The organism is Steroidobacter gossypii (assembly GCF_016801985.1).
Taxonomy (GTDB): Bacteria; Pseudomonadota; Gammaproteobacteria; order Steroidobacterales; family Steroidobacteraceae; genus Steroidobacter; species Steroidobacter gossypii.
This window is the reverse complement of sequence record NZ_JAEVLS010000001.1, coordinates 494207-507998: the sequence shown is the minus strand read 5'-3', so window position 1 is coordinate 507998 and position 13792 is coordinate 494207. Positions and strand designations below refer to the sequence as shown.

Annotated in this window: 7 protein-coding genes; 3 read left to right on the top strand and 4 right to left on the bottom strand. The window is 62.7% G+C overall.

The genetic code is table 11. The annotated features are described in order from the left end of the window. Positions 1-83: 83 nt before the first annotated feature. Positions 84-758 carry a YceH family protein gene (locus tag JM946_RS02280; protein ID WP_203165513.1) on the bottom strand — a complete coding sequence of 225 codons (675 nt, stop codon included), beginning with the start codon at positions 756-758 and terminating at the stop codon, positions 84-86. A gap of 184 nt (positions 759-942) precedes the next feature. Here JM946_RS02280 and JM946_RS02275 point away from each other — a divergent pair, with 184 nt between their 5' ends. Then, positions 943-4908 carry a DUF3683 domain-containing protein gene (locus JM946_RS02275; RefSeq protein ID WP_407700501.1) on the top strand — a complete coding sequence of 1322 codons (3966 nt, stop codon included), beginning with the start codon at positions 943-945 and terminating at the stop codon, positions 4906-4908. Positions 4909-4971: 63 nt separating this feature from the next. Here the strand turns inward: JM946_RS02275 and JM946_RS02270 are convergent, their stop codons facing one another. From JM946_RS02270 to JM946_RS31165, 3 genes are all read right to left on the bottom strand, one after another. Continuing rightward, entirely contained in the window at positions 4972-7179 is a 2208-nt protein-coding gene (locus JM946_RS02270; RefSeq protein WP_203165511.1) for a cellulase family glycosylhydrolase, read from the bottom strand. Positions 7180-7201: 22 nt separating this feature from the next. Continuing rightward, positions 7202-8914, bottom strand: a complete 1713-nt coding sequence (locus JM946_RS02265; RefSeq protein WP_203165510.1) for a lytic polysaccharide monooxygenase — start codon at positions 8912-8914, stop codon at positions 7202-7204. Positions 8915-9016: 102 nt separating this feature from the next. Continuing rightward, positions 9017-11047 (bottom strand): glycoside hydrolase family 6 protein, encoded by a 2031-nt coding sequence (locus JM946_RS31165; protein WP_218042556.1) that lies wholly within the window; start codon positions 11045-11047, stop codon positions 9017-9019. 655 nt (positions 11048-11702) lie between these two features. On the opposite strand from JM946_RS31165, the gene JM946_RS02255 reads away from it, so the two are divergent. Next, complete coding sequence (locus JM946_RS02255) at positions 11703-12578, top strand: dienelactone hydrolase family protein (protein WP_203165509.1); 876 nt, start codon at positions 11703-11705, stop codon at positions 12576-12578. Between the two features lie 19 nt (positions 12579-12597). Continuing rightward, positions 12598-13701 carry a D-2-hydroxyacid dehydrogenase gene (locus JM946_RS02250; RefSeq protein ID WP_203165508.1) on the top strand — a complete coding sequence of 368 codons (1104 nt, stop codon included), beginning with the start codon at positions 12598-12600 and terminating at the stop codon, positions 13699-13701. Positions 13702-13792 lie beyond the last annotated feature (91 nt).

The window sequence follows — 13792 nt, the reverse complement described above, 5'->3', positions numbered from 1 at the left end:
AGTGTTCCTCCCATCTCAAGGTTTCCAATGCAATGCCAGTGAGACGCCCCACCGCCGCCAAAGTTTGCCGCCAGCGGGCTTTATTACGGCGTCTTAATGCTCGAGCGCAGTGCTGCCAATTCCTGGCGCAACGCCGCCACTTGCTCCTCCAGATGGAGCACACGAGCTTGCAGCGAGGGGCTGTGAGTGCTGGGCTGGTTCGGCGGCGATTCAGCCCGAGCCTCGGCCGGCGTCACCGGGATTTCTTCTTCGCCGCTGAACAAATGCGCGTAGCGGGAATCCCGGCGGCCGGGCTCCCGTGGCAGTTGCTTGACGAACGGACCATCGGGGCGAGTCGCGAGATCTTCAAGGGCTGTTTCAATCTCCGAGGCGTCGTGTAATTGCGCCATGCGGGGCACGCGACTGCGCAACTCGCCCGGCGTTTGCGGCCCACGCAACAGCAGCTCGCAGATGACGGCGGTTTGCACCGGCGTGAACTCGAACGAGCCGAAGCCGGTGTTACAGAAGCGGTGCTGGTACTTGGGCACGCGGCTGCCAAAGCCCGACTTTTCCAGCACCAGATGCTTTTTCACCAGGCCCTCGACGCTTTCCTGCACGGTGCGCTCGTCCAGGCTCAGCACCGGCTCGCGGTTGCTCTTCTGATTGCAGGCATTCACCAGCGCATTGAGCGATAGCGGGTACTGGTCGGGAGTGGTGATGGCCTTTTCGATCAGGCTGCCGATCAAGCGGGCTTCCAGGGCTGACAGATGAGTATTCATGCGACCGGCGGCTCCGTGGTGCTGATGGGCGCTGGTGGGCGCTTATGCAGTTTGGTTTGGGGAATATAAAGGATTGCCCAGATCAAGGGGTTATCAGGTATTCGCGCCTTCATCGACCGCACTGTTACCACTACAATCGCGGTCCATACCTCGCCTGGGCTCTCGCCTTACTACCTTGCGCAACCTGTCCCTACCGCTCGACGCCCTGGAGCCGGAGACCGCCGCCGCGGTGGGTCCGGCAGCTCGCCTGCGCGAAATCCCCTACAACTACACCTCGTTCTCGGATCGCGAAATCGTGATCCGGCTGCTGGGCGAGCGGTTGTGGGTGGTGCTCGATGAGCTGCGCAGTGAACGCCGCACCGGTCGCTCCGCACGCATGTTGTACGAGGTGCTCGGCGACATCTGGGTCGTGCAGCGAAATCCCTATCTGCAGGACGATCTGGTCGACAACCCGAAGCGTCGCCGACAGCTGATCGAGGCCTTGCATCACCGCCTCAACGAGATCGAGCGGCGTCGCGATGTTTCCGATCCGGAGCGCGATCGCAAAGTCGGCGAGCTGTTGCAGGCCGCGCGGCGCGCGGTCGAGTCGTTCGCCACCGACTTCGATCAGTTGGTGCAGCTTCGCAAGCGCGCGCGGCGTCTGCTGGAACGCCACACTCGCGACGACAATATTCGTTTCGATGCCTTCGCTCGTGTCTCGCACGTGACGGACGCGACCGACTGGCGTATCGAATATCCGTTTCTGGTGTTGTCGCCGGACACTGAGCACGAGATTCCGGCGCTGGTGCGCGCGTGTATCGAGCTGGGGCTCACCATCATTCCGCGCGGCGGCGGCACGGGTTATACCGGTGGCGCCATTCCGCTGACCCCGCTCTCGGCGGTCATCAACACCGAGAAATTGGAAACATTGGGAGAGATCGAGACCATCGACATTCCCGGTGCGTCCACACCGGACGCCAAGATGCCGACCATCTTCAGCGGCGCCGGCGTGGTGACTCGCCGGGTCTCCGATGCGGCCGAACGTGCCGGTCTGGTGTTTGCCGTCGATCCCACCTCGGCGGATGCATCGTGCATCGGCGGCAACGTGGCGATGAACGCCGGCGGCAAGAAAGCGGTGCTGTGGGGCACGGCGGTCGACAATCTCGTCTGGTGGCGCATGGTCGATCCAGACGGCAACTGGCTGGAAGTGACCCGACTCGAGCACAACCGCGGCAAGATTCACGACGTCGAAGTCGCCAAGTTCGAACTGATCTGGAAGGACGGTCGCGACAATCCGGCGCGCGCTCGTGTGCTGCGCACTGCTCGCGTCGACATCGAAGGTCGCAAGTTCCGCAAGGCCGGTCTGGGCAAAGACGTTACCGACAAATTCCTCGGCGGTCTGCCGGGCGTGCAGAAGGAAGGTTGCGACGGCGTCATCACGTCGGCGCGCTGGATTCTTCATCGCATGCCCAAGCACACACGCACTGTGTGTCTGGAGTTCTTCGGTCACGCGCGGCACGCGATTCCGTCCATCGTCGAAATCAAAACATTCCTCGACAACGAGGCGCGCACTACCGGCGTGCAGCTGGCGGGCCTGGAACATCTCGACGAGCGCTATCTGCGCGCGGTCGGTTATGCCACCAAGTCCAAGCGCGGCGCTTTGCCCAAGATGGTCCTGCTCGGAGACATCGTGGGCGATGACGAAGACGCCGTCGCGCGTGCTACGTCCGAAGTCGTGCGTATCTCCAATAGTCGTGCGGGTGAGGGCTTCGTGGCCGTCAACCCGGACGCACGCAAAAAGTTCTGGCTGGATCGTTCGCGCACGGCCGCGATCGCCAAACACACCAACGCCTTCAAGATCAACGAAGACGTGGTGATTCCGCTGGATCGCATGGGCGACTACACCGACGCCATCGAGCGCATCAACATCGAGCTATCGTTCGCCAACAAGGTCAAGATGCTGCGCGAGTTGCGCGATTTCTTCGAGACCGAGTTGCCGTTGGGCAAGGTCGACGATCCCGATTTGGCCGGCGTGTCGCGGGCCGAATTGCTCGGCGATCGGCAGATACAGGCTCAACAAGTCATCGCCGATACGCTCGCGCGCTGGACGTACCTCGCCGAGCATCTGGACACGCCGCTCAGCGAAGCGCTGCCTCAGTTGGCGTCGCTGGGCTATGCGCCGCTGCGAGGCGACTTCGAACGTCGCGTCGAGCGCGAACCGAATGTTCGTGTCTTCGATCTGGTGCAGGATCGTTCGCTGCGTACTTCGTGGAAGACCGAAGTGCGCGCGCACCTGCGCCGCCTGTTCGTCGGGGGCGCGTGCCTGCCGATCCTCGAGGCGGTGGAACAAATCCACAAGCGCGTGCTGCGGGGTCGCGTTTGGGTGGCGCTGCATATGCATGCTGGCGACGGCAATGTGCACACCAACATCCCGGTGAACTCCGACGATTACGAGATGCTGCAGACGGCGAATCACGCCGTGGAGCGCATCATGCAGATCGCTCGCGGGTTGAACGGCGTGATCTCCGGCGAGCACGGCATCGGCATCACCAAGTTGGAATTCCTGACGGACGCCGAGACCGAGGAGTTTCGTCGCTACAAGGATCGCGTCGATCCGGACGGGCATTTCAACAAAGGCAAGCTGATGCCCGGCGGCGATCTGCGCAATGCCTATACGCCCAGCTTCAATCTCATGGGGCACGAGTCCCTGATCATGCAGCAGTCCGATATCAATTCGATTTCGGATGCGATCAAGGACTGTCTGCGTTGTGGCAAGTGCAAGCCGGTGTGTGCGACGCATGTGCCGCGCGCGAATCTGCTGTACTCGCCGCGTAATAAGATCCTGGCTACGTCGCTGCTCATCGAGGCGTTCTTGTACGAAGAGCAGACCCGTCGCGGCGTGTCGCTGCGTCACTGGGATGAGTTCTCGGATGTGGCGGACCATTGCACGGTCTGTCACAAGTGCGAGAAGCCTTGCCCGGTGAACATCGACTTCGGCGATGTCTCCATGGCGATGCGCGATCTGCTGCGTCGGATGGGTAAGAAGCGTTTCAATCCAGGTACGGCGGCGTCGATGTTCTTCTTGAACGCGACCAATCCGCAGACCATCAAGGTGGCGCGCACGGCCATGCTTGAATGGGGCTTCAAGGCGCAACGCATGGCCAATCGCGCGCTGAGCGTGGTCGCATCTGCGCAGACGGCGCGTCCGCCCGCGACGACCGGCAAGCCGCCGGTGCGCGAGCAGGTGGTTCACTTCGTCAACAAGAAGATGCCTGGTGGGCTGCCGAAGAAGACCGCGCGCGCTTTGCTGGATATCGAAGATCGGCACTACGTGCCCATCATTCGCGATCCGGCGCGCACCACCAGCGATTCGGAAGCGGTGTTTTATTTCCCGGGCTGCGGCTCGGAGCGTTTGTTCTCCCAGGTCGGGCTGGCGACGCAGGCGATGCTCTGGCAGGTTGGCGTGCAGACGGTTCTGCCGCCCGGTTATCTCTGCTGCGGTTACCCCCAGCGCGGAGCGGGTCAGTTCGACAAGGCGGAAAAGATCATCACGGACAACCGTGTGCTGTTCCATCGCGTCGCGAACACGTTGAACTATCTCGACATCAAGACGGTGGTGGTCAGCTGCGGCACCTGTTTCGATCAGTTACAGGGCTACAAATTCGACGAGATCTTCCCGGGCTGTCGCATCATCGACATTCACGAGTTCCTGATGGAGCGGGGCGTGAAGCTCGAAGGCGTCACCGGTGTGAGGTACATGTATCACGATCCGTGTCACACGCCGATGAAAAGCTATGACCCCTTGAAGGTGGTCAACACGCTGATCAACGACCAGGTGAACGGCAAGGTCGAGAAGAACGACCGCTGCTGCGGTGAGTCTGGCACCTTCGCTGTGACTCGCCCCGACGTCGCCACGCAGGTTCGGTTCCGCAAGGAGATCGAAATGCGCAAGGGGGCGGAGCAGCTGCGCGCGGACGGCTTCAAAGGTGACGTTAAGATTCTAACGTCTTGCCCGTCGTGCATGCAGGGGCTGAAGCGGTACAACGACGATGCCGACGTCGATGCGGATTACATCGTGGTTGAGATCGCCAGGCACGTGCTCGGCTCGAACTGGCTGCCTGAGTACGTGCAGAAAGCCAACGCCGGCGGCATCGAGCGCGTGTTGGTGTAACAGTCGACCAGTCTCGACACCGGGGCTGGCTGGTGCAGCCAGCCCCGGAATTTCAAGCTCCTATCACCGGCCCCACAACCGATTCAGCAGATTCGTCTTGCGCTGATCGAAGGGTCGCCACTCACCCCAACCGGCGGTGTTCGACACCGGGTCGTAGGCGTGGCCGTACCAGCCGGCGGTGTCGCCGGATTCGGGGTTGATGGACCAGTAGCAGCCTTCGATGTTTCTATCGACCATGTAGTCGATGAAGGCATCCTGCCACTGGGCATCGACGCCCGGGGTGATGTGGCTCCAGCGGTCGCGGTCGCGGATGCTGGCCTGGCCTTGTGGCCAATCCAGGTTGCCGCCGAACTCGCCGACCACGATGGCATAGCCCTGGTCCTTGAGATAGCCGAAGTGCTCTTCCCATCCGGCGCGCAGCTGCGTCGGGTTGATGACGATGTTGCAGTTGGCATCGCCGGCTGCGTCGCCTTCCAGGCCAGCGCACTGAGGCTGCGCCGGATCCATGAACATCCGCTGCACGAACACCGACGGGCCGTAAGTGTGCGGCGAGAACACCAGGCGTTCCTTGGGAATGTTGATGGGATTGGTGCCTGCTTCGAACAGGTTCTCGCCCCAGTTTGGATTGGAAGAGGCCGCGCCGTGTGGCACGTCAGTGGTGGTGTCGGGCGTGCCGTCCTGCGTGCCGGCCACCGTGCCGATGCCCTGAACGAACAGCAGCGTGTTGGGGTTCACGGCGTTGATCGCCTGATACGCGGCTTCGGTGAGCGATTTCCATTGCGCCCAGGTGTAGTCGTGCGGCTCGTTGAAAATATCGATGCCGATGATGTTATCGACGCCCAGCTGCGTGCCGAGACCGGCCAGGGTCCGCAGGTTGTCGAGCCACATCGTCTGGTTGTACGGATGCGTGGTCGTCACAGTGCTCGGATTGCCACTCGCCGCGCACGAGTAGTTCTCGCGGGTGAAGTCGTAGTTGTCGCGAGTCGCATCGACCCAAGGTGGGCGCGCATCCAGGCGGCCGGCGCGCCAGCCGATGTAGTTCGAACACGAATGTACGTCCAGCATCACTTCGATGTTGTTCTGATCCGCCAGCCGGATGAACTCCTCCAGCGCCTGCCGCGAGTTGGGCACGCGCACCGAAGGATGATTCTTCAGGTATGGCTCGCGACCTTGAGGATTGTTTGCATCCAGCGTCTGCGGCACGACCGGCAGGCGCACCACGTTGATGCCCATGCCGGTGATCTCGGTCATGGTCTGTTGAATGGTGCGGCCCGTGCCAGAGTTGCCATTGGCCCAGAAGGTGTTGCCCATGTACAGCTCCATGGGCGCGCCGCTGGGATTGGTCGGATCGTCGGAAGGCTCGTGCCGACCTTCGAGGCCGAACCAGGAGCCACAGCGCACCGGGAAGACCTGGCCGTTCTTGGTGATTCTGCCGCTGGGATCGACTCGGAACACCGCGCCGCCGGGATTGGACGTCGTCCGCGAAACAGAGATCGACGCGGAGTTATAGCCGGAAGCGGCGGCCGTGAACGTCGAGGTCGCGGCAGTGGTGCCCGCGGCTGCGGTGAAAGTCACATTCACGCCCGTGCTCCAGTTCGAGCTGTTGAGCGTGACGCTGGTGGGCGAGTGCGCGATCGCGGTGCTGCCCGAACGCGTGAGTGTCACAGTCACCGAGCTGGTGGGCGCGGCGCTCAAGCGGATCGAAGACGTGCCAGTCGCACCACCGGCCAACGACAGCGTGCTCGGAGTCGCGCTGATCGACGGCGTCGGCCCGGGGCCAGGTCCGTCACCCGTGCAAGCGGTGCCGTTCAACGTGAACCCGGTCGGCGTTGAAGTCGTGCCCGTGGAGGTGCCGTTGAAGCCAGCGGTAAACGTCGCGCCGCTGGCGATACTTTGATTCCAAGACGCGTTGCTCGCCACCGTGACCTGCGAGCTGCCCGCCGGTTGGGTGAAAGTCACCGGCCAACCGTTCTGGATGCGCTCGCCGTTTACGAAGTTAAACCTCAACGTCCAGCCATTGGTGATGGCCGCGCCGGTGTTGGTGATGGCGATGTTGGCGCCGAAGCCGGTGCCGCCTTCCCAACTCTTGGTGTAAGTCACCGAGCAACTGGCATTCTGCGCGAATGCGCCAGAGGCCATCACTAGGTAACAGACGAACAGGGTGATGAATGTGAGAATCCAGCGCACCGCCTGCGCGGACGACGGGGGCCGAGGCCCTGCCGCCGGCAGCGCTGTGGCCGCTGACCTTGGATGAACAAATGAACGAAGCATGATCGACCTCCGTGTTGCTGCTTCAGAACGTGCCGGTTTGGGTGTACTGGGTGCCACCGCTGGTGTACGTCACCGTGTAGGTGTCACCCGTGGTCGGATGGGCGGTGCCCGTGCCACCGAATTGCGCGGCGAGCGTGCGATTCGTTCCAGCACTGAGCGTCTGTCCCGGAGCGAGCGTGTATTGATACGTGATCGCCGAAGACGTGCTCGAATTGCTCTGCTGAACTTGACTGCCGAGCGTGTTGTACTGGCCGCTGTAGCTCACGCCGGTGGTCCTCTGCACCACGATCGTGGCGGACAACGCAGTAACGGGCGCCGTATTGGCGAAGCGCAGATGCAGCTCGTTGTAGTACGCGCTTGCAGAGGCGACGGCTGGCGTGACCGTCAAGCCGCCATTGCCTGTACCCGTATCACCCGGAGTGACTTGCAGGAACGCACTTGTGATGCCGGCGGAATTCTGCGCGAACACTCGATTCGCTGTGGCGCTTTGCTGAGGCACGACTTGGTTCTGTGCGTTGAGCGCGCCGATGCGCACCGCGCCGTTGCCCGCATTGACGGCCTGCGCCAGCGCCAATGGCCACGCGGTAGCGGCTGCATTACTTGCGGTAATCGTCAGCGGCGTCGTCGGCCAGTACGCATCCTGACCGCTCGTCGTCACAGTGCGAACAGAAACGCGATCGCCAACCGTCAGCGCGCGCGACTCTGCGGTGAGCGGCCCCAGATCGAACCATTGCGACGCTGTGTTCGCCGGGCGATGCACGAACGTGCGCGTCGCGCTATCGGAAGACCCGCCGCCCGATACGACCAGCGAGACGGTGACATTCGACGATGCTTGCGGAGCGCCCAATGTGAGGGTCGCGACCGACTGGTTCGCGTTGGTCAGGGTGTAGAGCGATGGGTTCTGCGAGTCCACCGTCCATTGATAGCTCAGGTTCGAGCCGGTGGAGCCGCGGCCGTCGAGCGTGATGGAGCCGCTGCCTTCGAACTCGGCCACATCGGGGCTGAGCGCGATCTGCGCATCCAGCGTGGGTCCGTTGCCGCCCTGGAACATCGCATCGATGCAGCCGTGGAACCGTTCATAGGTCCACTGGTTGCGGCCCCATTCGGCGTAGATCACATGGCGACCGGTCCGCGACGGCACATTGCAACGAGTCTGGAACGTCGCCGCGCCGGGGTTGGGAATCACATTGGGGTTGGCATTCGGGTTCGCGTCGTTATAAGTGAGCGTGCAGAACGGCTGGTCCTCGAAATCGCTGAAGGACAGCGGGCGGCCCACCTGGTACTGAAAGCCCGGCTTGGTGATCCAGTAGCGGAACTCTTCGGTGTCCGAGAAGTGCGGGCCCCACGAGATGTTCCAGGTGAATGTTTTCTGTCCCGCGGACATGGGCACCGTCGGCCAGTTGATCGACTGATCCCACGGCGTTGCGGCGCCATTCCAACTTTCCGAGTTGAACCCGCAGACGTTCTGTCGCGGGCCGACGCCCGAGCGGCCGGTGGTGTGCGTGAGCACGCTCATGAAGTTGTAACCAGCGTTGGGATCGATGCCTGGCGCGTTGAAGGCATCGCCGCAGACGGGATATTGCGCAGTCCCGTTCGCCACTTGATCGGGTTTGGTGATGGCGCCGCAGAACCAGTTGCGCGACGGCGGGTCCTGGATGAGGCCATGGCCGTGAGCGCCGCTCATGACGAGCAGCAGCGCGGCCAGCAGCATGGTCCGTAACGAATCGAGCTTCATACATCCTCCGTTGAACTGCTGAAGTCCCGTGCCTCGCCCGAAACGTTTGCTCCAGGCGAGAGCCGGCGCGCGAGGCGGCGCCGGCTCCCGCGGTTCGTCCTGTTACAGAGGTGGATAGGCGTTCTGCAACAGCTCCTGGAATTGCTCTGGGAACCAGTGACCGGACAGCGGCGCATTCGGCTTCGCGCCGGTCATGTTGTTGTTGTTGCGAGGGTTGCCGCCGTATGTCGGATCGCACATGCGGTCGAAGCCCTTGCCTTCGTCGTTCGGAATCTCGCGGCTCGCGCCATCCGACTCCCCGGGCGGCTTGATCCAGACATACGCGTCGATGCCGGGAGCCGGCGCCGCTCGCGGACGCTCGCCCAATCCGGCGCCGCTGGGATTGCACCAGTTGCCTTTGTGGATGCGTCGGTCGATGCGCGATGCGTCGATGCGAGTGTTGAGATCGGACGCGTTGCTCGGGCCGGTCGGGCGATTCGGTCCGCCCCAGCCGTTGCGCGAGGTGTCGATCAGCATGCCGATGTTGGCGTCGAAGCCGGCCTGGACGGCACGCTGACGGAATGCCTGCGCGTACGTCAGCTCGTCATTGAATTGATTCCAGTCAATCCAGGTCGACGGACGCGTAGTGTTGTCGACAGTGATATACGGCTCCTGCAGCGCCGAGGTATTGGCGGTGTTGGTGATGAAGCCGTGCACGTTCGCCAGCGTGCTGCCGGAGGCGGTCGCGGCGGTCCGCATGATGTCCACGGACGGGCCGAAGTTGGTGTCCCAGCCGAGCCAGCCGTGATGACCGGCGTCGACATAGTTATAAACATTCGGGATGGCGCCGAAGGTTGCGAGCGCGTAGCCGACGCCGTCGACGTAGCCTCGATTCTGCAGCATCGTGTCGCACATCGCGGTGCCGGTCGGGCGGCTGGTGACGTTGGTCACCAGGTTGGGCAACGAGTCGATTTCGATGATCAGCACGATGCGCAGGTTGGCGTACGCCGGGCGCCGCAGGATGCCGGCGATCACATCGACATATTCCGCTTTGTAGCGCGGCAGATCGTTGGGTCCGAGCTCGCCGTTGGAGGCGAGGGCGGCGCAGTCGCGGCCCGGCAGGTTGTAGATCACGATCTGAATGACCATGGGCGTGGAGCCGTTGGCTTGATCCTGCGCCACCGCTTCGTCCAGGTGATCGGCCAATCCCATGGTGCCCGTGGTGGGGCTGTTATTGCCGGTGATGGCGCTGATGCGATCCATCCACACGCCGGTCGGCTGCATGGCGATGGCGCTGCCACCATGCGCGGCTGCATTCGCGCGCCATTGTGGATTGTTATAAACGCCAGCGCCGACATAGGGATTGTCGACGCGACCCGTCACCGGGCCGGTGCTGCGCGCGACTGAGATCGTTGCCGAGTTATATCCGCTGGCGGCGGCGGTGAAGGTCGAGGTGGCGCTGGTTGTGCCAGCCGCGGCGCTGAAAGTCACATTCACACCGCTCTGCCAATTGCTGCTGTTGAATGTGATCGAGGTCGGCGACGCCGTGATCGCTGTGCTTCCCGATCGGGTGAGGGCGACGGTCACGCCGCTGCTGGTAGGCGCGGCGCTGAGTCGCAGATTCGACGTGACGCTCGCTCCGCCTGCCACAGTCAGCGAGCTTGGGGTCGCGCTGATCGAAGGCGTCGGGCCAGGGCCAGGACCGCCATCACCGTTGCAAGCCGTGCCGTTCAGCGTGAAGCCGGTCGGTGTTCCGGTCGTGCCAGTCGAGATTCCGTTGAAACCCGCGGTGAAGGTCGCACCGCTGCCGATGCTTTGATTCCAGGATGCGTTGCTGGACACCGTCACCTGCGCGCTGCCTGCGGGTTGAGAGAAGTTCACCGGCCAGCCGTTCTGGATGCGCTCGCCGTTGGTGAATGAGAATTGCAAGGTCCAGCCATTGGCGATGGCGGGGCCGGTGTTCAGGATGGCGATGTTGGCGCCGAAGCCGTTGCCGCCTTCCCAACTCTTGGTGTACGTGACCTGGCAGCCGGCGGCTTGAGCGAAGGCTTTCGGTATGGCTCCGGAACAACAGACCAGCAATATCACAAACAGCCAGCGAAACACGCGCGCTGGCGCAATGAGCTCGCGATTCGACACTGATGAGCAAAACATGAGGTCCTCCCTGATCGGCGGCAAAAGACGTCCGCACGCGCCAGTCCGTAACAGACGAGCGCACGTGGTCGGCGCCCACGCACAGGTGGGCAGTCGAGGAATGCTGAAAGAAAATGGAAGCGCTAGCGTCCTCGCGGTCCCTCACGCGATCCGGCGTGGGTGCGAGGTTTCAGCGCCGTTGCGGGTCTCTGGGACCCAAGTCGTCCGTCCATGTCACGACCCCCTGAGCAGGCATCGAAGTTCGCGCCGTATTCGTCGCTCGCGGCTGCGCCTCGATGCGTAACGATCCTTGGTTTCCGAACGAGGGCACCATGGGCCAAATGACTAACGCTGTCAACATGCAAACTTGCACCGACCGAGCCAACACGAGACATGAACAGACAGACGTGAATGGCTTGTTTTCAAGCAAATCAGAGCTATTGCCATTGCAAGGCGAGTCATTGCGCAGTCAATCGCGCAGCGTCGATGGCGCGCGATGCGGCGCGCTCGACGGTCACGAATTTTTTACTGTCGTCCATGGTTCGCGCGACCGACACGGAGGTCGCATTCACCTGCCTTAACGGGTTCATTCTTTGCAGGCGGCGAGCGCGTCGCTACACTCGGTCGCTTCATGAACGCGGCAAGGCCGCAGCTTCATTGTAATTTAGGGGGCGCCATGAACCGGGATCTGCAGACCGATATCGCCAACGTGTTCTCGCGCATGGAGCTGAATCGCCGGCACATGATGGTCAGCGGGCTCGCCGCGGCGGGATTTGCACTGGCGGTGCAGCCGATCGGCGCCGCCACCGTCATCACCGACACCAGGGGCATCGACACGAGCGATGTGAAGATCAAGGTGGGCGAGGAAACGCTGCTAGGCTATCGCGCCATGCCTGCCAAGGGCGGGCCGTTCCCAGTGGTGCTGGTGGTTCAGGAAATTTTCGGCGTGCACGAGCACATCAAGGATATTTGCCGGCGTTTCGCCAAGGCCGGCTATTACGCCATCGCGCCCGAGCTGTACTTCCGCCAGGGCGATGTTTCCAAGCTCAAGTCCATCGACCAGATTCTGCCGATCGTGGCCCAGGTGCCCGATGCGCAGGTCATGGCGGATCTGGATGCGACGGTGAACTTCGCGCAGGAGTCCGGCAAGGGCGACGTCGCCAAGCTCGGCATCACCGGATTCTGCTGGGGCGGCCGGATCGTGTGGCTATACGCCGAGCACAGCCAGCAGCTCAAGGCGGGCGCGGCCTGGTACGGTCGGCTGGTTGGCAATGTCACCGAGAACCAGCCCAAACATCCGGTCAACATCGCCGCCGATCTGAATGCGCCGGTGCTCGGCTTGTATGGCGGCAAGGACCAGGGCATCCCGCTCGATACGGTCGAGCAAATGCGCACGGCGCTCAAGAAAGCCAAAGTCGATGCGGAGATCGTCGTGTACCCGAATGCGCCTCACGCCTTCCTTGCCGATTATCGGCCTTCCTATGTGGAAGCCGACGCCAGGGACGCCTGGCAGAAAATGCTGGCATGGTTCAACCAATACGGCGTCGCCTGAGTCGAGTGGAGATCGCTGGATGGAATTTCGCGCGCTGCTGATCGGCGCCTGTCTCGGTGCTCTGCTGGCGGCTTCCGCCACCGCTGGGGAAAACTCCGCCGCCGACGTCATCGAACACTTCGGTCTGCAACAGGACGAGACGCCGGTGAAGGATCGCAAGGGCTGGCGCAAGCCCAAGCGTATTCTGCTCGCCGGTATCGCTGCACAGGCCGGTCCGGCGCTGCAATCGGCAGCCCCGGGGGTCGAGTTCATTCAGGCCGGCACACCGGAAGCGAGAGCCAAGCTCGCGAGCATCGACGCCGCGATCGGTGTCTGCAGCGCCGACCTGCTCAGCGCGGCCAAGTCCATTCAATGGATCCAGCTCGTGACCGCCGGCGTCGAGAACTGCGTGTCCGTGCCAGCCATCAGGGAACGAAACATTCTGGTCACCAACATGCAACGGATCACCGGTCCGATCATTGCCGAACATGCGATCGCGATGATGCTGGCGTTCACTCGCGGTCTGCATTTGTTCATTCCCGCGCAAAGGCGTGGTGAATGGGCGCCCGGTCTGCGCGCAGGCCGCATGGCCGTGGTCGAAGGCAAGACCCTGTTGGTGGTAGGCCTGGGCGGCATCGGCACCGAGGTGGCAAAGCGTGCGCATGCACTTGGAATGAAAGTCACAGCCACGCGCGCCAGCGGCCGCACCGGGCCGGACTTCGTCAGTTATGTCGGCCTGCCCGACGAACTGCACAAGCTGGCGAGTGAAGCCGACTTCATCGTGAACACCGCGCCGCTCACACCCGAAACCAAGGGAATCTTCAATGCCGAGCTGTTCGGCAAGATGAAGCCCACTGCATATCTGATCAACGTTGCGCGCGGTGGCAGCGTCGTCACGTCCGATCTGATCGCTGCGCTCGAGAGCAACAAGATTGCGGGCGCCGCGCTGGACGTGACCGATCCGGAGCCCTTGCCGGCCGGTCATCCGCTGTGGAAGGCGCCGAACGTCATCATCACTCCGCACATCTCCAGCAGTTCGGATCTCGGGCAGGACGCACAACTGCAAGTGGTTGGAGAGAACGTGCGTCGTTACGTGGCCGGCGACAGGATGTTGTCGGTCGTCGACGTAACGCGCGGTTATTGATAACCGACAATCACGCTTTGCGAGTTGGGCAGCGGCTGGGGAACCGGCCGCTCGCTGCGAGCGTTTCGCCGACATCACCTCGTTTGCCAAT